The following is a 22,423-nucleotide window of genomic DNA, read 5'->3' on the forward strand; positions in this document are numbered from 1 at the left end:
CTGATGGGGCTTTTTTAAATCATCTTGCTTAGTGAAGCTTGAGGTTTGGACGCAATACGCGGTTGATTCGTCCCACCAGCATCATCAGGCCAGTTTTGAACATGCCGTGCAACGCCATCTGATGCATGCGGTATAGTGAAATATACACCACCCGTGCGATACGGCCTTCAACCATCATAGAGCCTTTAGTCAGGTTGCCCATCAGGCTACCAACGGTAGAGAATCGGCTCAGAGACACCAGAGAACCATGGTCTTTGTAGACGTAAGGTTTCATCTCGCGACCAATCAGTTTTGCCACAATGTTTTTAAACGCCAGACTCGCCATCTGGTGCGCAGCTTGAGCACGTGGTGGAACGAATGAACCGTCAGCCTGAGTGCATTGCGCCAAATCGCCGATAACAAAAATATCGTCGTCACGTGTGGTTTGTAGTGTGTCTTTCACCACCAGTTGGTTAATGCGGTTGGTTTCCAGGCCAGCAATCTCTTTCATGAAATCCGGTGCTTTAATACCCGCCGCCCAAACCATGATTTGCGCAGAGATTTTTTCGCCGTCTTTCGTTGTCAGGCCATCCGCTTCCGCCTTTGTGACCATCGTCGCGGTACGCACATTCACACCCAGTTTAGTCAGCTCACTGTGTGCAGCAGCTGAAATACGTGGTGGCAATGCTGGCAAAATACGTTCACCCGCTTCAATCAGGTTCACGTTCAGCTTGCTGGAATCCAAATCACCGAAGCCATAGGTATGCAGTTCTTTCACCGCGTTGTGCAGTTCCGCTGACAACTCCACGCCTGTCGCGCCCGCGCCGACAATAGCGATATCTACCGTACCGTTACCATTTTTCGCGTGCAGTTTCAGGAACTCGTTGTTCATCTCTGTACGGAAGCGGTTTGCCTGTTCAGGGCTATCCAGGAAGATACAGTGTTCACGAACACCAGGAGTGTTGAAATCGTTCGATGTGGAACCAATCGCCAGCACCAGAATGTCATAAGACAATTCACGTTTTGGCATCAGAAGCTCACCATGTTCATCTTTCAGTTCGCTCAGCATGATGGTTTTGCTGTCGCGGTCGATGGACTCAAGGCTGCCTAGTTGAAAGTCAAAGCTGTGGTTTTTGGCATGAGCACGGTAACTCAGAGCGTCCACCCCTTCATCCAGAGACCCGGTTGCAACTTCGTGCAACAAAGGTTTCCAAAGGTGGCTAGAGTTACGGTCTACCAGTGTGATTTCTGCGCGATGTTTACGGCCCAGTGTACGGCCCAGCTTGGTTGCAAGCTCAAGACCACCAGCGCCACCGCCTACTACGATAATGCGTGTCACAACAACAATCCTCAAAACAAATATCAATAACTATGGTTCGGCACGATGACTCATACCGAGAGAATTCTTTGCAAAACTGTCGTTTGGGTATCGATGTTTGTTTTCGGCTATTAATACTCTATCGACACGTTCATTGGGCTAAAAGCGTGGTTAACGCAAAAATATCGGGCAAGTTTTCGTTCTTGCTCTTTCTGTTTTTTTGATATCTATCAAATTTTTTATGCGCAAGCCATTATATAGAGGTAAATTCCCCACGCAACCTAAGAATTCGCCGAATTCGCTGCTTTTTTGCGACAAAAAAACGGCCCGTATCGTGGGCCGCTGAAACTCATTTCATTTGTGCTGGTTATGCATTTTTGAAGGATTTGATCGTCTGTAAATGCTGCGAAATCTTTTTGAATTTGTGAGACTGCGCTTCATCCCAAACAATGTCATAGTAATCCTGTAGTTCTTTAGCAGTTTCCCGATTATCCAGAATCTCGTCGTTACGTGACAAAATAACTAGGCAACGGCCTTTATTCTTCACTCGGTACTGCTCGACGCATTTGGTGGCGATGTCTTCGTATTCTTCAGGACGATCAATTCGCCCGACCATGTTGCGTTCAGGATGCAGATTAGGATTCATAATCACCTGCTTGATACCGCACAAGAAACCCACCCGCTCTGACCAATAGCCGCCTAAACCTACCCCACAAATGATAGGGTGTGGGTCGTTGGATTGCTCAATCACTTTATGAACTTCTTTGAGCAGATGCTGCATATCATGCTTAGGATGCAAAGTACTGTAGTTGATGAAACGAACGTCGTCGTCGATGAACTGAAGCTGCAGGACTTTCTCGTGGTTCCCTGGGCTAGTTGAGTCGAACCCGTGCAAATAAATAATCATAATGTCCCCCGATTCCCTTGAGGTTTTAATCTACCACGAACTGTATGGTTTTAAAGATATAGAAAACAATTTACCGCAACAAGGTGGATAAACAGTGATCCTAACTACAGAATGTTTCTTTGATGTGTAATGCCTGCTGATAGTAACTGTCGTCCCCCCACAACTGGAACGCCAGCAGATACCACAGCATGGCCATCATGGTCGTTCGCGGCAACCAAGCTTGCACACCATCCACCCACACATCAACATCATCAATGTCACGTAACTGGCAATAACGAAATACGGAATCGAGAATCTTCTCTCCGGCCACATTGATGCTCAGCGCTAAGTCCATCCTCGGGTCTGCGATTGCGGCATATTCCCAGTCGATAACTTTATTGCCCTGTGCGGTTTTCACCATATTGTAGCCCGCCAGATCAAAATGACACAGCGCAGGCAGGACATCCACCGTATTCGGAGTCGTTCTCCAGGCCTGATACAGCGACTGAATCTCAACGGTTTTGAACTCAGATTTGAGCTGCATCCAATAGTGATCGACCCTTGCCGTAAAGCTGAACGGGGCCACCGGAATGCGGGAAACATTCAGTTCATGAATGCGGATTTGTGTGCGAAGCAGCGAATCGAACGGCAAATTATTGGTCAGCGATTCGCCTTCTATCCACTCCACCAGCAGGCCCTGATCATTAACGGATACGGCTGCCGGACCGATATGACTGGATTCAATCGACTTAAGAATCTGATATTCCTGGAAACGAGAGATAGAAAACGCTTTGGTGATCGGAGTTGTCGGACGCCATACATAGGCTTTGCCTTGCGAGCAGACCACTTTCCAACAACGGTTGGTCAACCCTCCCGTCAGCGTTTGCGCGTATTCGGGAGGAAACGAGAAAAAGTGAGTAAGGGATTGCAACGTGGGGTCTAACTGACACGCTTCACGCCAGGACATTCTCGCCATCACTCACCTCTTCATTTCAAAGCTTACAAACCAAACAAGCTTTTAGACTGCTGCTTACGAATTTCGGTTTCATCTGCCCATTCGATCAGGCCTGTTTTCAGGTCCATCAGGCGCATGGTCATTTTGTAGTAAACGTCCGTGTCGCTACCTGCATTCTTCACGATGCTGGATAGGTTGCCATACAGCATGTACTCGGCGCCCACCATTTTACCAAACTGAATCGCTGTGCTTTGGTTCACCAGTTCATCGTTGTTCTGGAATTTCAGCTGTTCACGCACAGCCTCGACACGATCCATATCCACAAAGCGGAATTTACCCGAATTCAGCATTTTAGTACTGATGGTATCGGTGATGGACTCGGTATCGATGTGTTCGCTGGTTTTGTTTTTGATGCGCTCAACAAATACGATTGGACGTGAGTCACGGGTGATTGCCGACACTGAACCAGACATCATCATGCTATCAATCATATCTGCAGCTATCTTTTGCAGATCCGTAGAACCGAAGTCGACAGTGACCGTTTCTACAGCTTGTGCATCACCATAACTGACTTTGTTTGAACAGCCGCCCAGAATTACTGCCAGGCCAAGCAACGCGATGATACTTTTTTTCATTCTGAATCCTCTAAACTAACTCGATGAGATTAATCATTTGATGCACGGATTTGTACGCGGAATTGAGTGCCATTCGGGTTTACCGACACTTCCGACAGCGATACTGTCTCTTCCCCACGTATAATAATTTGTTTCCAAGGTCCCGGTTGCGTGTTCACTTCCAGTCCTTCATTGTCGTACCAATAAAAACGGTACTGCAAATGTTGGTCACCGCTGTATTGACTCAACAGACGAACGACACCGCGGGTGTGGCCATCGAACGCACTAGTGGCGATATCTTCAACGCTCAGACGGCCCGCCAAAACGTTATCGCCTATCAGCACTCGCTGTGTGCTGCCATCAACTCGCAAGCCAGCGCTGTTGTCAGCACATCCCATCAGCGCTAACGCAGACAATAAACAGATTAACCATTTTTTCATTACAATCTTCCCAGTTGTTTATGCCATACGGTGGCATGATTTCCCTGACGCGACAGCCACACCAATGTTGTCCCGCGTTGCGGTACAGTAAAGGTGTAATTTTGACCATCCACCTGTAAGTTTTGTTGACCAGCATCGACCACGGAACTAGAGGCATTCACAGCTTCAGGTAACGTCAACCAACTGCGCGTATCGGGTTGCTCCGTTAACGTATTCAACACGTTAAAAATCAAGTTGCCAACATCGTCACCTTTGGTCGCTTCTTTGCGCAACTGATCTTTTGCCACCACTCGTAACGCCTGACGTATAACCATTGCCGGCATTCGTTCTCGCAGATCGCGTTGCGCCATCAAATCCACATCCGTCAGGCGATCACTGTGCAACTCCGTATCATTGAGACGCAGAGGTGCAAACCGCGGCGTTGTTTGCTTGGGATAGTAAGGCAACGCCAAAGAATACAACGCGGTATTCCCTCTGCTGTCAAAAAGCGGTAAAGATAACCGCCAACTCTCCAAAGCCTGCACAATACCTTGTTCGTCAATCACGATAACCCGCCCCTGCTGATCGTTTAGGGACTCATTCTGACCGTAACGCGTGGTGAGCTGCGTCAGGTCTTCGTTCATGCCAAGACGCTGTGCGACGCGAATCGTACCATCGATCACAGCACGGTTTTCCGGAGCCACCGCCAACGCGCGTCGATAATCAACATACGCGCTGTTCAAGTCATTCGAGGCTTCGTAAAGCAGTGCTGAAAGATAAAGCAGGTAACCGTTTTGCACCGCTTGCAGTGTCTGCCCGGCATCCGGATATCTGGCCAGAACACTGCCCAGATTCGGAGTGACGCCTTTTGACTGCATTTCCCGCTGCGCTTGCTCAAGTTCCGCTTCACGAGACTTTCTTGCCTGCTCTTGCACCTGATTTGCCCGGCGCATTTCCACCAACGCCCCTTCTAAACTATTGTTTTGAAGATAGTTCAAACCAAGATAAAGATGCAAAAAACCAAGTTCATAGTCTGCTGGCTGATAGTCATTGAGGTTATCGTTTACTGCCAATGAACCCACGCTGGTTGCCGTCGAGCTGAGAGAAATAACCGCTTGATCCTGCTGGCGACGAATCGCCGTATCCGACAACTCAAGTGCGGATTGGCTTTCAGCGTATTGGCGATTTAGAAAATAGACGCGGCCTTTTTCCAGATTGTCCAGAATGTCTCCGGCAACGTAATCAGAAAACTCTTCGGTGGCTTGTTGATAATCGCCCGCTTTAACCGATTGGTATAAGTCAGAATTCTGAGCACTGTAATGGCTAAAAAGATTACCAGCCGTGAAGTTTGCACAGGCGCTAAGCCACACACAGGTAAGCGAAATGGTCAGGTGTCGTAAGTTAAACTTCACTACAAACTCCGCTTGAGCATCAATAGAAGCGTCTGACCCGGGCAACGCCGGGCCAGACAAACGGTTAACTCATCAACAGAGGGCCTAGCGGACGGCCGCCCACCAGATGCATGTGGATATGGTAAACCTCTTGGCCGCCGTGTGAATTGCAGTTCACTAACAAACGGTAGCCATCTTCAGCAATACCTTCCTGCTCAGCGATTTTCTTCGCCACGGTAAACATGCGGCCTAAAGCAAGTTCGTCTGCTTCTTGCACGTCATTTACGGTCGGAATCAGTTTGTTCGGAATGATCAGGACATGGCTTGGCGCACGTGGGTTAATATCACGAAATGCCGTTACCAGGTCATCTTGATACAGAATGTCAGCGGGAATTTCTTTGCGAATGATTTTACTAAAAATGGTTTCTTCAGACATGAAGCTCTCCATCAGAGGTATTTTGAAATGTCATTGTTTGAGTGAGTATGCGACAAGGCGTATTAAAGCTCAATAAAAAACACCGTTCACTTAACAGAAACAAAGTTTGGCGGCAGATAAAAAATGTTTTTGCAGTGTCCGTCATAAAATGCGCTTCTCACGCTCAATACAATAATGATTATTTTGTTAATTTTTTAAGACAAATTTGTCATTACTATTTTTATAAGAATTTTGAGTGTATCAAGGGAGAGATTTATGCAAGGTTCAGTGATCAGGCGTATGTACGCCGGCTTTGCGCTGATAATCATCATGTTCGCCGTGACGGTGGCCATCATGATGGGAGGTATGAGCCAAATTCATTCCAATTTTGAAGGGGTATCCAAAACCGCTTTACCACTAGTTTCACTGTCTAATAAAACCAGTGTTCAACTGCTCTCTGCAGACAAATCTTTCAAAGACTTTTTGACCACGCAGAATGTCGACCGTATGAACGTAATGCGCGGTGAATTCGCTCAGGCGAAAGATGATTTCAGCGCCGTATTGAGTCAACTGGCAGCGGCGAGCGTCTCACATCCTGATTTGCAAGAGCGTATTGACGCTCTTAAGCAGTTGGAAAGTCGCTATTTTAACGAAGCCAATGAAGCGATGAACAACTATCAGGCGATGTTCGACGCTCAGGCAAAAGTACAAAAATCCACGCGCGAATTTCAACGTCTGCATTTTGAACTCAATGTGGGTATGAAGAGTTTTGTTGATGACCAAAGTAGCATCTCCGTCAAAGTCATGGCCAAAAGCTATTTCATCAAGCTGAAGGACGCCGAAGTGATTACCTCGGATGCCCTGGCTAGCTCAGACGTGGATTTTGTTGAAAAGGCCGTGGCTAAGAACAAGAAAGCGGTTACTCATCTCAATTACGCCTATCGCGGTCTTGCCACGCAACTCCCTGAGTTAAAAGAAACCTTCGATGAACCCGTACAGAAGTTCACTCAAGATATCGGCCAGAAAGGCGGCGTACTGGATCAACACAACGAATACCTCAAAGCGCGTGCCGCGTTGTATGACAACATCGCGAACTTAGCGACCGAAGTTGACAATGCGATGAAGATCCTCGATTCGTTCAACCAAACAGCGACGCAAGATCTGGATAACTCACTTGCTGAAGCTGGCAACGTTTATCAACAAGGCGTGTACAAGGCGATCGGAATCGGACTGGTGGTCGTGCTGCTGGCCGCGGGTATTGGCTATCACATCGCGCACAGCGTCCGTTCACCATTGAAACGTATTCTTACTACACTGGAAAGCCTGACGCAGGGCGATATGACCCAGCGAATTGAAATCACTCATAACAATGAGTTTTCTCGCCTCAGCGGTCACATCAACTCACTGGCGGATAACCTGCACGATATTTTGCTCAAACTCAATCAAGCCTCAGATGATCTGACCTCAACAGCCAATCAGAACCAATCGACCTCACAAGGCGCGCAATCGCAATTGAACAGCCAACGCGAACAAACCGCTAACGTGGCGACCGCCATGACTGAAATGGCCCATTCTGTTCAGGAAGTGGCGCACAGTGCGCAAAACTCGTTGGAAATGGTACAACAGGTGGAAACGGCTTCGGAGTCTGGCCGCCATATCATGAGTAACAACATTACCACCATCAACCAACTGGAAACTCGCCTGAATGATTCTGTAGAAGCTGTGGGGCAACTGCGTAAAATGAGCAGTCAAATCGGTTCGATTCTGGATGTTATTCGCAACATCGCAGAACAAACCAATCTGCTGGCACTCAACGCAGCGATTGAGGCGGCACGTGCTGGCGAGCAGGGCCGAGGCTTTGCCGTGGTTGCTGATGAAGTGCGCGTGCTGGCTCAGCGTACCACCGAATCAACGTCCGAGATTGAAACCATGATCAGCAATCTGCAGACCAGTTCAACGTCAGCCAGTAAAGTGATTGAAAGTTGTATGCAAGATATGGAGCAGTCGGTGGAGCAAGCTTCTCACGCCAACAGTGCGATGGAAGAGATTCAGGCATTGATCATCGAGATCAGCCAAATGAGTACTCACATTTCTCAGGCGGCAGCGGAGCAAAGTGAAACCACAACAGCGATTGCTCGCAGCATTGAAGACATCAACCATATTGCCGATGAAAGCTATCAGGCGATGAGCGAAATTGCCCAAACCAGTGCCAATCTGACTCAGTTAGCCAGTCAGCAGAGCCACCTGGTGCATCGCTTCAAATTGTAAAACCGCAACCAAACAGCCGCTTGCTTTGTTAGGGCGGCGTAAAATCTTGACTCAGGGTGACTTTTCTAAGCGGTCACCCTTGTTTTTTGTGCGCTGCGTCGTTATATGGATACTATGGCTTGCAACGCTCTTCTCAAATATCCCAATTTTTCGCAAGCCAAACATGAGGATAACGTATGGCCGTTCATGTTGGCATCATAGATCAGGATCCGGTTCGTCTGATCACTCCGCTACTGGATAATCGAACCGTCAGTCGACACATTGTGTTTATCGGTGACCGTTCACAAGAATCAATGTATGTTCGTTTGCATACGGTTCTCAATCAGCGTGATATCACTTCTGAGTTTTTCGAGATTCCTGCGGGTTCAAACATCGCCGACATCAAAACCTCGATTCGCGAACTGGCTGAAGACCTCAAACAACGCAATCTCGACGTCAAACTAAACGCCAGCTGCGGTCTGCGCCACCGTTTGCTGTCGGTCTATGAAGTATTCCGCACATATCACTGGCCGATTTTTGTCGTTGAGCCGAACAGTGATCGCCTGTGCTGGTTGTATCCGGATGGCAATAAAGATACTCAGGTTCAGGACCGCATCACCATTTCCGATTATCTGACCATTTTCGGCGCACGTGGCGAGTTCAGTGAGCAAAATCTGCCACCGCAACTGGATCAAAAGCTTTACGAATTGGGCGAACGCTGGGCAAGCAACGCTCTGGAGTTGGGCCCTGGTCTGGCGACACTGAACTATCTGGCAACCACTTGTCGTAAAGAACAGCGCCTGGATGTTGAGTTGTCCGACAAACAGCAAGGCTACCGCGAACTCAATCTACTCCTGAGTGATTTAGTGGAAGCTGACATCGCCACTTACGACAAAGGGATTCTCACGTTTGCTAATGAAGACGCGCGACGCTTCTCAAACGGTGAATGGTTAGAAACCTTGGTTCACAGCACCGTTCGTCAGATCCAGGACGATATGCCAACCATTCAAGACCGCTCGCTTAACGTGCAGGTTTATCGCCAACTGGGCGATCGTGAAGTGCGCAACGAGTTGGATGTTGCTTCGGTGGTGAACAATAAGCTTCACATCATTGAATGTAAAACTAAAGGCATGCGCGACGACGGCGATGATACGCTGTATAAACTGGAGTCATTGCGTGACTTATTGGGTGGGTTACAAGCCCGTGCCATGCTGGTGAGCTTCCGTCCGTTGCGTCACAACGACATTACTCGCGCCGAAGATCTCGGTTTAGCGCTCATCGGTCCGGATGAGCTCAAAGACTTGAAAACTCATCTTAAAAACTGGTTTGCCGCTGCCGGGGGTAGCGAAGAAATCTAATCCATTAAAAAAGCCCGTTGAGCGGGCTTTTTTATTTAATCAGTGATGGCTCGCTTAGCAGTCATCTTCTGTAAAGTTCGATGGCAGCGTGGTCTTCATCTGGTTCCAGATATGCGCACTCGCAATACCGTACTGACGAATAATACCCGGCAACTGTTCACGATCGCCAGTTGAACATACATCCAACAATTCACGATAGAATTTCATCGCCAATTGGCGTGCTTCCGGGTTCGAGAAGTAGTAGCTACCAACGCGATCATACAGCTTTCTCAGACCATTAAAGATTAGACCGTAAATCTGGTTGCCCGAATGGAACGCAAGACGTTGGAACAACATGTAATCGTAGAAATTAAACGTTTTCGCCAGTAACAGCTCCTGACGTTTCGCTTCATCTTTCTCACCATCGTCTTTCACCTGCTGCAGAATTTTCTCTGCATAAGGGGAAGAGGCGATAAATGCGTCCCACGACTCAGCGTTCAACAACGACTCACACGAATCAATCACATTGGATATGGTGCGCTCACTGCTTTCTTTGTTTACCTTAAACGCATAACGCATAAAGATAGGACTGATGTTGGTACGCGCGGCCAGAAGATCCTCGACGATACTGGTTGCGTTTTCTGCATCCAGCGTCATTAGAGTATCCAAAATATGTAAACCGGAGGTTTCCATAAACTGGTTCACTTTGGTTGGCTTACCATGTTGAATGGTTAACCATCCATCACGAGCTAAACGCTGTAAAACTTCGCGAAGCGTTGTACGTGTTACACCAATCAGTTCGGAGAGCTCTCGCTCGGCAGGCAGAATGGAACCCGGAGGGAATCGACCATTCCAAATGCTTTCAATAATGTATTTCTCTGCAAAACCTGCTGGGCTTTTTGCCTTGATGACCATTAAGTACTTTTCCAGTTTTCTATTTTTTGGGTCGAATGGCACTCATCATACCACTAGTTTTCATCCAGCGGAAACAAACCATTGGGAAACTGGTAACAACCACTCAGTTAGAGTTATAGCTCTATTTTTGTTCTATCTTTTTGTTATTCAGAAATTTTATTGTGAAATAAACGTTTCAATGTGTTTCAAAATATTTCTTAATTAACCTTTCTTAGACCATTAATTTCCATTTAAAGAGATATTGCTCACATTATTATTTTTATATTCTTCAAAATTAACTTACCAATAAGAGGTATTTTTCAACACTAAACTTATATTTACTCCAATCTGCTGACATCCTCCCCTTGTGAATGAAATTTTTATAACTTTTGTGCTATGCTAGCGCCACTTTGATCGCGTTTCTCTACGAAAGTGCAGTGAGCCATTTATCAACAGATGGTTTGATATTGACTAAATTACGTCTCACTGTATTGTGGCGTTCAAAGTACAGAGTGCTTATTTTCCTCAGGGAGTGACTTAGTAAGTCGGTCGGATAGCTTCCACTTATTGATTTACTAAGCCATTGTTAAAAAAGAAATTTGCATAGACTTACGTCTGATTATATTGAATTGATTCAAAAACAGGCACATAACTTAAGTCTATTCATCACTAAAGTGAGAGTGATCACCATGCCGATGTCGCTTGGAAGCGCATTTATCAAAAACTTCTTAGGTAAAGCGCCAGATTGGTACAAAGTTGCCATTATTGCCTTCCTTATTATCAACCCAATTGTTTTCTTTTTAATTAATCCGTTTGTTGCGGGCTGGCTATTAGTCATTGAATTTATTTTCACTCTGGCTATGGCATTGAAATGCTATCCGTTACAACCTGGTGGATTATTAGCTATTGAAGCTATCGCAATTGGCATGACCAGCCCAGCACAGGTAAAACATGAATTAGTCGCAAATATCGAAGTATTATTACTTTTGGTATTTATGGTGGCTGGCATTTACTTCATGAAGCATTTGCTGCTGTACATTTTTACCAAAATTTTACTTGGCATTCGCTCGAAGCCTCTGCTTTCTGTCGCATTCTGCGTCGCGGCGGCATTTTTGTCTGCGTTCCTGGATGCGTTAACCGTGATTGCGGTCATCATCAGTGTCGCTGTCGGTTTCTATTCGATCTACCACAAAGTGGCTTCAGGGCAGTCATTCCATTCAGCCCATGACCACACACAAGATGAACACATTCCAGAGCTGACACGCGATGACTTAGAAAACTACCGTTCTTTCCTGCGGTCGCTGCTGATGCATGCTGGTGTCGGCACAGCTTTGGGCGGCGTGACCACTATGGTAGGCGAACCACAAAACCTGATCATTGCCGATCAGGCGGGCTGGTTCTTTGGGGAATTCTTGGTGCGCATGTCACCAGTAACACTACCCGTCTTCCTTTGCGGTATTCTGACCTGTGTTCTGGTTGAGAAACTGAAAGTATTCGGATACGGCTCAGAGCTGCCACCGAATGTGCGCCAGATTCTTATCGATTTTGATACTGAAGAACGTAAGACCCGTACCAACCAAGATGTAGCAAAACTCTGGATTCAGGGCGCTATCGCAATCTGGCTGATTGCTGGATTAGCATTGCACTTGGCGGCAGTGGGTCTGATTGGTCTCTCGGTTATCATTCTCGCGACGGCCTTTACGGGTGTGATTGAAGAGCATTCACTAGGGAAAGCGTTTGAAGAGGCGCTGCCGTTTACCGCTCTTTTGGCTGTGTTCTTCTCCATCGTTGCAGTCATTATTGATCAGGAGTTGTTCAAACCTATCATCGATGCCGTTCTGCACATCGAAGACAACGAAACTCAGTTGGCTCTTTTCTATGTCGCGAATGGCCTGCTGTCTATGGTGTCAGACAACGTATTCGTAGGCACGGTGTATATCAACGAAGTGAAAACCGCCATGATGGAAGGTATCATCACTCGTGACCAATTTGACTTGCTTGCTGTGGCCATTAACACCGGGACAAACCTGCCTTCAGTCGCGACACCGAACGGCCAAGCTGCTTTCCTATTCCTGCTGACATCGGCTCTGGCTCCATTGATTCGTCTCTCCTATGGACGCATGGTAGTGATGGCTCTACCGTACACTGTAGTGCTGACGCTGGTTGGTTTAGTCGGCATCATTTTCTTCGTCGATCCTATGACCAGCTATTTCTACGACATGGGCTGGATTAGTCATCACAGCGTTCCAACAATGGAGAGCGTTGTGTCGAGCGGTCACTAAAAATGTATTGAATAGGAAACTATTCCGAGATAAAAAGCTCTGAGTTATCAGAGCTTTTTTTATTTGAACAAGTAAGGACTGTTACGTGAACTTTTTATCCGGCTTGAAATCTTTTTCACAGTCTCGTCTATCCTGGGGACTACTATTCGCCTTCATCATTTTCTTTGAAGCCTGCGCATTATTTTTTCAGCACGTCATGATACTTGCTCCATGCGTGATGTGTATTTATGAACGTATCGCGATGCTGGGAATTGGCGGTGCCGCAGTGATCGGTCTTATCGCTCCCCAAAACCCTCTATTTCGCTGGATTGGTCTTATCGCTTGGGGCGGCAGTGCTTACAAGGGGTTGACTCTGGCCATGCAGCATGTGGATTACCAATTTAACCCTTCACCGTTTGCGACTTGTGACCTGTTTGTTATGTTGCCAAGTTGGGCACCGTTGAATCAATGGTTTCCATGGATGTTCGAAGCTTACGGCGACTGCAGTAAAGTCGTTTGGCAATTCCTGTCTCTCTCCATGCCCCAATGGCTGGTCATTATCTTTGCTGCTAATCTCGTTGCTCTGGCAGTGATCATTTTAGCTCAGTTTGCTAAGTCAAAACGTTGATATTTTGGCTATAAAAAAGGCGCCCTTTTGGCGCCTTTTTCATTTGTCGTTTAGTCTCGCACGGGAGCGGGGGCCAATACTTCTCGGTTCCCGTTGTGCCCTGGAGCACTGACTATACCCTGTGCTTCAAGCTGTTCGACAATTCGTGCTGCTCGGTTGTAACCAATCTTAAAACGGCGCTGAACACCGGACACTGAGCCTCGGCGGGTTTCTACGACGTGTTCGACTACTTGATCAAACAGCGGATCCATTTCTTCATCGCTTTCCATCTTCTCACCCGGCAGTAGAGCATCAGGCCCTTGATCACCGTTAGTGATCTCGCTGATGTAGTTTGGCTTACCACGCGCTTTCCAGTTGTTCACAACAGCATGCACGTCATCATCGGAAGCAAACGCACCATGCACGCGAATCGTATGGCTTGAACCTGGCGGTAGATAAAGCATGTCACCCATACCCAACAATGATTCTGCGCCACCTTGGTCGAGAATGGTTCGTGAGTCCGTTTTGGTTGAAACCGTAAACGCCACGCGAGTTGGGATGTTGGCTTTGATTAAGCCGGTGATTACATCGACTGACGGACGCTGAGTCGCCAGAATCAGGTGAATCCCCGCGGCGCGCGCCTTTTGGGCCAGACGCGCAATCAGCTCTTCCACTTTCTTACCAACCACCATCATCAGGTCAGCAAATTCATCCACCACGACTACGATGTAAGGCAGTTTTTCCAACAGCGGTGGTTCAGGATCCATACTGTCCCCTTCCTGCCATAACGGATCGTGAATCGGGTGACCAGCTTCCGCTGCCATTTTCAACTTATCGTTGAAGCCTTTAATGTTCCGCACGCCCAACACTGACATCAGTTTGTAGCGACGTTCCATTTCTCCCACACACCAACGAAGAGCATTGGAGGCATCTTTCATGTCGGTTACCACTTCAGACAGCAGATGAGGGATCCCTTCATAAACGGACAGTTCCAGCATTTTCGGGTCAATCATGATGAAACGAACATCCTCCGGAGTCGACTTGTACAGCATACTCAGAATCATGACGTTCACACCCACGGACTTACCGGAACCCGTGGTACCAGCCACCAGCACGTGCGGCATTTTCGACAGATCGGCGACCACGGCATCACCTGCGATATCCTGGCCCAATACGATGGTTGTCGGTGATTTAGACTCTTTGAACTGCGGACTGCTGATGACATCCGACAGATAAACCGTCTGACGGCTCATATTTGGCAGTTCCAGCCCCACATAAGGCTTACCCGGGATCACCTCAACCACACGTACCGCCATCGCTGACAGTGAACGGGCAAGATCCATCGACAAGCTCGAAATACGGCTAACTTTCACGCCAGGAGCCAAATCCAGCTCAAAACGGGTAATCACTGGTCCTGGGAATATATCCACGACCTGCGCCTGAATTTTGTAATCGGCCAGTTTCGATTCAACCAAACGTGCAATCTCTTCCAGCGCTTCACGATCGATAAAGTTTTCACGTTTCTCTGGATGATACAACAGCTCCAACGTCGGCATCGGCTCCGTCGGTTTAGGCAGATTCGCATCTTTTTGAATCAAGAACGGATTCTGTTTGGCCGCCATATTTGCCTGAGCCTCAGAGACTAAGCTCTGGAATGCTTTGACATCCTGATCGTCGTCCTCGTCGAATTCGTCATCAATGTATTGAAGCTCATCATCCACTTCGTCTGTTATCACGTTATTCGAGACGCTCGGTTCGTCGCTGTCGTCGTCATCCAGGATGTCAAAGTTGGAAATAGTCGGCTCAATATGAACGTGATCCTCTTCAACATCATCAATCGTATGACTAAAGGCAATCGGATCCACCTGCGGTTGAACGGGTTCTGAAACGGCAAAAGTGGGATCACTGATAGACGCATTCTCAATCTGCGGCGCTGCTTCATCCCATGGTAGCGTATCATCGGCGAAATCATCTTCTTCGCGGGCTACCATTTCCAGCTCTTCAATCGTGGCGCCCAATTGGCGACTGCGTGAACTTTCTAAGGTTTCTTCGTCTTCTTCAAAGCTGTACAACGGAGAGGATGTCGGTGTTACCTCGGGTGCTTTATTTGCCTGAGGTTGAGCCACCGTCTCCTTGCGTTCAGGCATGTGAATGTTAAAGCGTCGTTCTTCTGATGCGGGTAGCGTGTCCGCTTCACGGACAGGCTCTTCAAACGACATTGTTGGCGCTTCTGCACATGCAGTTTGTTGCGCTAATGAGTTGGTCACAAGCTCAGTAACCATAGGAGTCACCAGTTGCGGTGCAACAATCTCTTCTTTCTCACCGCGCAGTCGATTAATCAGCCAGTGGAAACCACGAATACTGGATTCACCCAATCTCTCTACGATATTCAGCCAAGAGATCCCCGTCAGCAGGGTAAATCCGGCTCCCCAAAGAAACAGCAGTGCCAGAGTGGTTCCCAACACGTTTAGGGTTGGTAAGGCGAGGCTGGTGAGCACATCACCGACAACACCACCGGAAGAGAAATACCAGATATCATCAAAGTTGATGTCTGCTAAGCCACAGCTGGTCAGCAATAACACCACTAAGCCCAGAAGGCGTGTTCCCCAGAGCATAAGATCAATGGATTCATCTTCGTCACGATTGCGCAGCAAAATCCAGGAGATTACCGTCAGAATGACAGGCAGCGGATAGGCAAGCGAGCCAAAGACAAAAAACAGAGTATCGGCGACCCAGGCACCAACAATGCCACCTGCATTCTGAATATCAGATCCCCAAGCCGTTTGCGACCAGGATGGATCAGCAGGATTGAAAGTCAGCAGAGCGACCGCTAAAAGAATGGATGCCAGTACAGCCAGAATCAGCCCGCACTCGCGAAGACGTTGTACACCACTTAAACGAGAAGACTGAGGCTCTTCACTCGTTTTGATAATGGTTTCGACTTTATTGTTGTTCTCTTTGAACATAAACCAACTTGAATATGATTATGGCCAATGGGGGTATCACTATACGCACATTGGTAGGGTGAAAACAGTCCGAGCGGCAAAAGCCGCTCGGTTTGTTCGAAGATTTAACCATATCAAGGTCAAAAACCCAATTAGCGAAAGTCAGAATGTGGAAAGAAGTACCACTATTCCGACGAATTCTAATTAACGAGTCTTGATGACCAATTGGTTAGTCTGCTTCACTTCTTCCATCACCACGTAAGTACGAGTGTCGTTTACACCCGGTAAGCGCAACAAAGTATCCCCTAGCAGCTTACGGTATGCACCCATATCAGATACACGTGTTTTGAGCAGATAGTCGAAGTCACCAGATACCAGATGACATTCCTGAATATCATCCAGCTTTTGAACCGCTGTATTAAACTGTTCAAATACATCCGGAGCACCACGGTTTAGCGTGATCTCTACAAACACCAAAAGCGAAGCGTCAAGATACTGCGGATTCAACAACGCGGTGTAACCCGTAATGTAGCCCTGACGCTCTAATCGACGAACACGTTCCAAACATGGAGTTGGAGAAAGACCCACACGCTTAGACAATTCAACATTCGAAATACGACCGTCTTTCTGCAACTCATTCAAAATGTTGCGGTCGATACGGTCTAAATCCTTGGACGGCCTTTTATAGTTGTCTGCCATTTTTTATTCCACCTTATTACTTCCTTGCAAAAATATATACTACAACTTTTTAATATTCAGTATCAAATATCATATTGTACTAACTATACTAGCCATAAATTCGATACAAAAACCCTACAATAGTCAATACAACCACATAAATATAAGGAGTCAGGATGATCATTGGCGTACCAAAGGAAATCAAAAACCACGAATACCGTGTGGGTATGATTCCAGCAAGCGTGAGAGAGCTTGCCTCACATGGCCACCAAGTCTTTGTTGAAACAAATGCCGGTGCCGGTATCGGCTTTTCAGACGATGATTACATCGCTGTAGGCGCATCCATTCTTCCTACTGCTGCAGACGTATTTGCGAAAGCAGACATGATTGTAAAGGTTAAGGAACCTCAAGCTGTCGAACGAGCTATGCTCCGAGAGGGACAAATTTTATTTACGTATTTGCACCTCGCTCCAGATTTTCCACAAACTGAAGAGCTAATCAAGAGCAAAGCTGTCTGCATAGCCTATGAGACTGTAACAGATAATATGGGTCGCTTGCCACTATTAGCACCAATGTCTGAAGTTGCTGGTCGTATGTCTATTCAAGCAGGTGCACTTACGCTGGAAAAATCACACGGTGGCAGCGGGCTGTTGCTGGGTGGAGTACCGGGAGTAGCACCAGCCAAAGTCGTCGTTATTGGCGGCGGCGTCGTCGGCGCAAATGCCGCACGCATGGCGATTGGCTTACGTGCTGATGTCACCATTCTTGACCGTAATGTCGATACGCTACGTAAACTCGATGAGGAGTTTCAAGGCCGTGCAAAAGTCGTTTACTCCACAGAAGATGCGATTGAAAAATATGTACTGGATGCAGATTTGGTGATTGGCGCCGTTCTTATTCCGGGTGCTGCCGCGCCGAAACTGGTGACCAAAGACCATATTCGTCGCATGAAACCAGGTTCTGCCGTTGTGGATGTGGCGATTGACCAAGGAGGTTGCTTTGAAACCTCGCACGCCACCACACATGCCAACCCGACTTATATTGTGGATGACGTCGTGCACTACTGCGTGGCGAACATGCCTGGCGCTGTGGCTCGTACTTCAACCTTTGCGCTCAACAATGCAACCCTGCCTTACATTGTTAAATTGGCGAATAAAGGCTATCAAGCTGCACTAGCATCAGATCCTGGCTTTATGAAAGGACTGAATGTCATTCATGGCCATGTGACCTGTAAAGAGGTCGCTGACAACTTCGATTTGGCATACGTTGCACCGGGCGAAGCCATCGCCATGTTCAATTAACCCAGACCGCTTGCAATAGCCGGGCTAATGCCCGGTTATCATTGTTTGCAGGCGTGAACCAGAATGTTTCTGGGCGTCACATCCCGCTTGCAAAACTCTGACAACGTCACCTGGTAGCCACGCTCTTCCAAATACATCGCCTTATCCAACACCAACCACAGCTCTAGTAATCGGCGAAAGCCTGACTGCACCAGACTCAATCTCTCCATGGTCCAGAATCGCAGCTCACCGCAATGCTGAAAGTGCGCATAGTCCACACCCGGCAACTCAATCCCTTTCTGCTGAGCCGCCCATTGGCAAAATGCAACGAACTCCTCGCTCAATTGGGACTTTTTAATACTGGGTACGGGCAGATATTCCATCAGTCCCAATTCCGCCCTCAACAATTCATCAAAACCTAATCGATAACTCATCTCTGCAAAGCGATGACGCCGTACACGTTCTCCCCCCGTTACCGTTTCCTGTAGGGGAATGCGCAGTTCCTGACGAGTCAAACTCAAAGCAGACGCCAGAGCAGGCTGCGACAAGCACTGATAGCGATCAGATTGCACCAGATGATAACAGCATGGCGAAAAGCTTATGGCCTGTAACGACGCATCCGTCGCGTATTGCATCAAACGGACATGCAGATCACCGCATGCATGTAACGCAATCGCATGTTGAACCGACGAAAAGCAGCATCGACTCCGTTCATCAAATGCATCGCCCTGAACAAACTGCATCGATAAGCCCAGAGCATCCGCATCCGACTGACCAGATTCACACAGCGCATGTTGGAACTCAAAACTGGTAACCTTTTGCCCAGTCGCACTGGCCAAAACACGCCCCAGATAACCTTTCCCAGAGCACCATTCCAGCCATTCTTGGGCTTGGTGGCAAGTTATCGCTGCTCCACCAATTAGACGGATCTGCTCCAGCTTTCGACCTGGTATACCCGTTTCTATTGCTGCTGTATCTATTGCTTGACAAGACGCTGATGGTAGTTGCAACGAACGGTGAATATTCTCCAACCCTTCAATAAATTTACCGATCTGGGGAAGAAGAGTGGCAGGTGATGCCTTAAACTGCTCAATTTGGTGTTCAGAAAGCGACATCAGCCAACGTTGCAGATCCGGATGGCTATCAGTCCAGGGGGCATGGGGTTGAGCACTAAGATGAAAAGACTCAAACCGCCAAAGAGGCTGAGTTTGAGTCAAAAATTGATCGAGATGTAGAAAAAGTTCACGCATGCCTGTCCCCTGTTTGAAGCGCTATTGTAGGAGGAAGGCATTGAAGGTCAATGATTTGTCTCAGCGCACAGGTAGCTCAATGTCGCGGAACATTTCTTCAATTTCATGATTGGATTTTAGCGATATCGCTTGTTCAACTACAGGGCGCGTCAAGTGCGGAGCAAAACGTTCCATAAAATCATACATATACGAACGAAGGAAAGTCCCACGACGAAAACCAATACTGGTCGTACTGGCACCAAAGATGTGGCTGGCATTAATCGCTACTAAATCTTTGTCCTGATTAACATCCATCGCCATACTCGCAATCACACCGACACCAATTCCCATGCGTACATAAGTTTTAATCACATCCGCGTCAGTTGCGGTAAACACGACTCGAGGCGAGAGCCCTACGCGATTAAAGGCGCTATCTAACTCAGAACGCCCGGTAAAACCAAATACGTACGTGACCAACGGGTACGGCGCCAGATCTTCCACACTTAAGTGTTCTTTCTTGGCCAACGGGTGATCCTTAGGTACCACAATTGAACGGTTCCAGTGATAACAAGGCAACATAATCGCGTCTTGGTACAAATGCAGAGCTTCTGTCGCAATAGCAAAACTGGCCGAACCTTTGGCGATCGCTTCCGACATTTGCGCCGGAGTTCCTTGGTGCATGTGTAGTGACACTTTCGGATAACGGGCCGTAAAACCCTTAATGACCTCAGGCAATGCATATCGAGCCTGAGTGTGGGTGGTGGAGATGTTCAGCGTCCCCATCTCAGGATGCGTGTGTTCCCCCGCCACAGATTTGATACTCTCAACCCGTGACAAAATTTCCGTCGCAATCCGTACTATGTCTTCACCAGCTTGAGTGACCTGAGTGAGATGTTTACCACTGCGCTCAAATATCTGAATTCCCAGCTCATCTTCCAGTAAACGAACCTGCTTACTAATACCAGGTTGGGAGGTGTAAAGACTTTCGGCGGTAGCAGAAACATTTAAGTTGTGGTTCACCACTTCAACGATGTATCTAAGCTGCTGCAACTTCATAATTGACCTGTATTTCCTTGCGGAGTGCTACATCACGAGTTTATATTTTATAATTATTAGTTATAACGCTTTGAGAACATAATTCAAAGCACAACCAATAAATTGTTTTTGAAATGACCCATCGTTTTGCGTAATTGAACAAATTTTTGCCACAGACGACCCAATCTCAACATTCTATTGCAGTTTTTTATTGGCAAAACGGGAATAATCAAATTAATAAAATTGTAGGTGTAGTGGAAAGTTAGGATAGTGTATCCTTTATCATTAGGCCTTTGAAAATGAAGACACGGATTATATGAATATCGGTTTAATTATTGCTCTGATTGCCATTTTGCTGGTTTTAGTTCTGGGCTATAACATCATGCTTCAGTACAAAGTCAAAGTAGAAACCGCGAAGAAACAGGAATCCTCGCGTTACCTAGCGATTATCGACGCAACAGAAGATCTGATTGGCAATGCTCATCACATGCCATTTAGCAAAGATCTGTTGGTCTGCCTCAATAATCGCATTCTGGACGCTTTGCAGAACATGTATGAGCTGGATCCAAAGAATAAACAGCTACAGCAGCGCATTGAAAACATGAACGCGCAAATCAAAAACCTGCAAGATAACCATCCGGGTAATGAGAGCACCAGTTTCAAAGTACCAAGTAGCGATAAACAAGCGATCATGATGCTAAAACTGGTTAAACGCCTGCGTGATACTATTCGTAGCGAGCACAATAAAGGTCGTTTTGATACACAAGCGTATGTTACAGAGAATGCACGCTTAGAGACGATTCAGATTCGTATCAACATCGAAAACGTGATTAAACGTTCTAATGATGCGATTGTGCGTGGTCAACCTGGCACTGCGGTACAACTGCTGCGCAAAGGCCTGGAAGTGCTGAGCACGAAAAATGACAGCTATTCAAACCAGGCACGCGAGAAGCTTCAGTCTATGTTTGATGAACTGCAACAGCGCCGCCAGTCTAAAAGTGCCGCTGAGTTACAACAAATCGAAGAGAACGAGCGTAATAGTGATATGGAAGCTCTCTTTGGTGAAAAGAAAAAATGGTAATATACTCGCCCAACGAGTACCGATTGAATTAAACAAAGGTCGCTTGAGCGACCTTTTTTATTGTTAACGACATGACCAATACACCTGCAATTCAACAACTTCTGGAACCAATTAATCAGTTCCTCCATTGCCAAACTCCTAATGCCTGGATTGAAGAAGCCCGCAAGCCAGAGAATCTGCCAACAATTTTGCTCGACCACTTGATGTGTGAGCTCAAAGCCGGCCAGTCAGCGATGTATCTCATTCGCAAGTATGCTGTTGACCATGAGAGTCAACACTCTCTGTTGGACTGGTTTAAACCATACGAAGATTTTGCGTATCGCAACATCGGTTCGATGGAAACGTTAAAAGGCAAAAGTCAGATTTCCAAAGCAATCATGGCCAAATCAACCTCACCTTACAGTCAGGATTTGATTGATAAGATGGTATTACTGATCAAAGAAGAGCTACACCATTTCTATCAAGTTCTGGAAGTGATGGAAAGCCGCGGCATTGCTTACGAGTCGACTCCGGCCAGCCGCTATGCGAAAGGTCTGTTGGCTCACATGAAAACTCATGAACCACAAACACTCATCGATAAGCTGATCATCGGCGCTTACATTGAAGCGCGCTCCTGTGAGCGATTTGCTCGCCTTGCACCGCATCTTGATGAAGACATCGCTAAATTTTATGTCTCACTGCTACGTTCTGAAGCACGCCATTATCAAGACTATCTGACACTGGCCGAGCAAATTGCCGGACAGGACATCAGCGAGCGTATTGCCTACTTTGGCCACGTGGAAGCTGAATTGATATCGTCCCCCGATGACGGCTTCAAATTTCACAGCGGTGTTCCAGCAAATCACCTATAAA

The 22,423-nt window shown here is 47.2% G+C and carries 19 protein-coding genes; 7 read left to right on the plus strand and 12 right to left on the minus strand.

Annotated elements, in window-relative coordinates; genetic code table 11:
* Nucleotides 1-28: 28 nt before the first annotated feature.
* The 7 genes from DYA43_RS09025 to hinT all read right to left on the minus strand — a co-directional run bounded on the left by DYA43_RS09025 (nt 29) and on the right by hinT (nt 5,998).
* Nucleotides 29-1,318 (minus strand): NAD(P)/FAD-dependent oxidoreductase, encoded by a 1,290-nt coding sequence (locus tag DYA43_RS09025; RefSeq protein ID WP_020327797.1) that lies wholly within the window; start codon nt 1,316-1,318, stop codon nt 29-31.
* Nucleotides 1,319-1,664: 346 nt separating this feature from the next.
* Nucleotides 1,665-2,204 (minus strand): alpha/beta hydrolase YcfP, encoded by a 540-nt coding sequence (gene ycfP / locus DYA43_RS09030; RefSeq protein WP_020327798.1) that lies wholly within the window; start codon nt 2,202-2,204, stop codon nt 1,665-1,667.
* 100 nt (nt 2,205-2,304) lie between these two features.
* Nucleotides 2,305-3,159: a phosphotransferase gene (locus DYA43_RS09035; protein WP_020327799.1), complete on the minus strand. Its 855-nt coding sequence runs from the start codon at nt 3,157-3,159 to the stop codon at nt 2,305-2,307.
* Between the two features lie 23 nt (nt 3,160-3,182).
* Nucleotides 3,183-3,773 carry a penicillin-binding protein activator LpoB gene (lpoB, locus tag DYA43_RS09040; RefSeq protein WP_020327800.1) on the minus strand — a complete coding sequence of 197 codons (591 nt, stop codon included), beginning with the start codon at nt 3,771-3,773 and terminating at the stop codon, nt 3,183-3,185.
* Between the two features lie 29 nt (nt 3,774-3,802).
* The gene (locus tag DYA43_RS09045) at nt 3,803-4,192 is read right to left on the minus strand and encodes a YcfL family putative periplasmic lipoprotein (RefSeq protein WP_020327801.1); all 390 of its coding nucleotides are present in this window, start codon (nt 4,190-4,192) and stop codon (nt 3,803-3,805) included.
* Nucleotides 4,192-5,583, minus strand: coding sequence for a COG3014 family protein (locus tag DYA43_RS09050; RefSeq protein ID WP_061057230.1), 1,392 nt, complete (start codon nt 5,581-5,583; stop codon nt 4,192-4,194). Before DYA43_RS09050 ends, DYA43_RS09045 begins: the two co-directional genes overlap by 1 nt.
* Nucleotides 5,584-5,647: 64 nt before the next feature.
* The gene (gene hinT / locus DYA43_RS09055; protein WP_020327803.1) at nt 5,648-5,998 is read right to left on the minus strand and encodes a purine nucleoside phosphoramidase; all 351 of its coding nucleotides are present in this window, start codon (nt 5,996-5,998) and stop codon (nt 5,648-5,650) included.
* A 255-nt stretch (nt 5,999-6,253) separates the two neighbouring features.
* Between hinT and DYA43_RS09060 the strand changes: the two genes are divergently transcribed.
* Entirely contained in the window at nt 6,254-8,245 is a 1,992-nt protein-coding gene (locus DYA43_RS09060; RefSeq protein ID WP_024373537.1) for a methyl-accepting chemotaxis protein, read from the plus strand.
* A gap of 176 nt (nt 8,246-8,421) precedes the next feature.
* Nucleotides 8,422-9,582 (plus strand): DUF1887 family protein, encoded by a 1,161-nt coding sequence (locus tag DYA43_RS09065; protein WP_024373538.1) that lies wholly within the window; start codon nt 8,422-8,424, stop codon nt 9,580-9,582.
* A gap of 54 nt (nt 9,583-9,636) precedes the next feature.
* Here DYA43_RS09065 and fadR read toward each other — a convergent pair whose 3' ends face one another.
* Nucleotides 9,637-10,476, minus strand: coding sequence for a fatty acid metabolism transcriptional regulator FadR (fadR, locus tag DYA43_RS09070; protein ID WP_020327806.1), 840 nt, complete (start codon nt 10,474-10,476; stop codon nt 9,637-9,639).
* A gap of 668 nt (nt 10,477-11,144) precedes the next feature.
* On the opposite strand from fadR, the gene nhaB reads away from it, so the two are divergent.
* Entirely contained in the window at nt 11,145-12,737 is a 1,593-nt protein-coding gene (gene nhaB / locus DYA43_RS09075; RefSeq protein WP_020327807.1) for a Na(+)/H(+) antiporter NhaB, read from the plus strand.
* 85 nt (nt 12,738-12,822) lie between these two features.
* Nucleotides 12,823-13,344: a disulfide bond formation protein DsbB gene (gene dsbB, locus DYA43_RS09080; RefSeq protein WP_024373539.1), complete on the plus strand. Its 522-nt coding sequence runs from the start codon at nt 12,823-12,825 to the stop codon at nt 13,342-13,344.
* 50 nt (nt 13,345-13,394) lie between these two features.
* Here dsbB and DYA43_RS09085 read toward each other — a convergent pair whose 3' ends face one another.
* On the minus strand, nt 13,395-16,289 hold the full coding sequence (locus tag DYA43_RS09085; protein WP_061056672.1) for a DNA translocase FtsK: 2,895 nt from the start codon (nt 16,287-16,289) through the stop codon (nt 13,395-13,397).
* 183 nt (nt 16,290-16,472) lie between these two features.
* Nucleotides 16,473-16,967, minus strand: a complete 495-nt coding sequence (gene lrp / locus DYA43_RS09090) for a leucine-responsive transcriptional regulator Lrp (protein ID WP_004726475.1) — start codon at nt 16,965-16,967, stop codon at nt 16,473-16,475.
* A 155-nt stretch (nt 16,968-17,122) separates the two neighbouring features.
* On the opposite strand from lrp, the gene ald reads away from it, so the two are divergent.
* Nucleotides 17,123-18,247 (plus strand): alanine dehydrogenase, encoded by a 1,125-nt coding sequence (gene ald / locus DYA43_RS09095; protein WP_061056673.1) that lies wholly within the window; start codon nt 17,123-17,125, stop codon nt 18,245-18,247.
* Between the two features lie 38 nt (nt 18,248-18,285).
* On the opposite strand, the gene DYA43_RS09100 is transcribed toward ald, so the two are convergent.
* Nucleotides 18,286-19,476, minus strand: coding sequence for a methyltransferase (locus DYA43_RS09100; RefSeq protein ID WP_061056674.1), 1,191 nt, complete (start codon nt 19,474-19,476; stop codon nt 18,286-18,288).
* Nucleotides 19,477-19,536: 60 nt separating this feature from the next.
* Complete coding sequence (gene cysB / locus DYA43_RS09105; RefSeq protein WP_061056675.1) at nt 19,537-20,511, minus strand: HTH-type transcriptional regulator CysB; 975 nt, start codon at nt 20,509-20,511, stop codon at nt 19,537-19,539.
* A gap of 295 nt (nt 20,512-20,806) precedes the next feature.
* Between cysB and DYA43_RS09110 the strand changes: the two genes are divergently transcribed.
* Together DYA43_RS09110 and miaE are read left to right on the plus strand one after the other, a co-directional pair.
* Nucleotides 20,807-21,571: a hypothetical protein gene (locus DYA43_RS09110; RefSeq protein WP_020327814.1), complete on the plus strand. Its 765-nt coding sequence runs from the start codon at nt 20,807-20,809 to the stop codon at nt 21,569-21,571.
* A 71-nt stretch (nt 21,572-21,642) separates the two neighbouring features.
* Nucleotides 21,643-22,422: a tRNA isopentenyl-2-thiomethyl-A-37 hydroxylase MiaE gene (miaE, locus tag DYA43_RS09115; protein ID WP_061056676.1), complete on the plus strand. Its 780-nt coding sequence runs from the start codon at nt 21,643-21,645 to the stop codon at nt 22,420-22,422.
* Nucleotide 22,423: the final 1 nt, after the last annotated feature.

Source organism: Vibrio fluvialis (assembly GCF_900460245.1).
GTDB classification, from domain to species: domain Bacteria; phylum Pseudomonadota; class Gammaproteobacteria; order Enterobacterales; family Vibrionaceae; genus Vibrio; species Vibrio fluvialis.

What these genes read in the sequence shown, in the direction of transcription:
- DYA43_RS09110 (WP_020327814.1), top strand. Translation starts at nt 20,807, where the DNA reads ATGAATATCGGTTTAATTATTGCTCTGATTGCCATTTTGCTGGTTTTA.
- ald (WP_061056673.1), top strand. Translation starts at nt 17,123, where the DNA reads ATGATCATTGGCGTACCAAAGGAAATCAAAAACCACGAATACCGTGTG.
- DYA43_RS09100 (WP_061056674.1), bottom strand. Translation starts at nt 19,476, where the DNA reads ATGCGTGAACTTTTTCTACATCTCGATCAATTTTTGACTCAAACTCAG.
- hinT (WP_020327803.1), bottom strand. Translation starts at nt 5,998, where the DNA reads ATGTCTGAAGAAACCATTTTTAGTAAAATCATTCGCAAAGAAATTCCC.
- DYA43_RS09045 (WP_020327801.1), bottom strand. Translation starts at nt 4,192, where the DNA reads ATGAAAAAATGGTTAATCTGTTTATTGTCTGCGTTAGCGCTGATGGGA.
- lpoB (WP_020327800.1), bottom strand. Translation starts at nt 3,773, where the DNA reads ATGAAAAAAAGTATCATCGCGTTGCTTGGCCTGGCAGTAATTCTGGGC.
- ycfP (WP_020327798.1), bottom strand. Translation starts at nt 2,204, where the DNA reads ATGATTATTTATTTGCACGGGTTCGACTCAACTAGCCCAGGGAACCAC.
- miaE (WP_061056676.1), top strand. Translation starts at nt 21,643, where the DNA reads ATGACCAATACACCTGCAATTCAACAACTTCTGGAACCAATTAATCAG.
- DYA43_RS09035 (WP_020327799.1), bottom strand. Translation starts at nt 3,159, where the DNA reads ATGGCGAGAATGTCCTGGCGTGAAGCGTGTCAGTTAGACCCCACGTTG.
- nhaB (WP_020327807.1), top strand. Translation starts at nt 11,145, where the DNA reads ATGCCGATGTCGCTTGGAAGCGCATTTATCAAAAACTTCTTAGGTAAA.
- DYA43_RS09065 (WP_024373538.1), top strand. Translation starts at nt 8,422, where the DNA reads ATGGCCGTTCATGTTGGCATCATAGATCAGGATCCGGTTCGTCTGATC.
- cysB (WP_061056675.1), bottom strand. Translation starts at nt 20,511, where the DNA reads ATGAAGTTGCAGCAGCTTAGATACATCGTTGAAGTGGTGAACCACAAC.
- lrp (WP_004726475.1), bottom strand. Translation starts at nt 16,967, where the DNA reads ATGGCAGACAACTATAAAAGGCCGTCCAAGGATTTAGACCGTATCGAC.
- DYA43_RS09085 (WP_061056672.1), bottom strand. Translation starts at nt 16,289, where the DNA reads ATGTTCAAAGAGAACAACAATAAAGTCGAAACCATTATCAAAACGAGT.
- fadR (WP_020327806.1), bottom strand. Translation starts at nt 10,476, where the DNA reads ATGGTCATCAAGGCAAAAAGCCCAGCAGGTTTTGCAGAGAAATACATT.
- DYA43_RS09060 (WP_024373537.1), top strand. Translation starts at nt 6,254, where the DNA reads ATGCAAGGTTCAGTGATCAGGCGTATGTACGCCGGCTTTGCGCTGATA.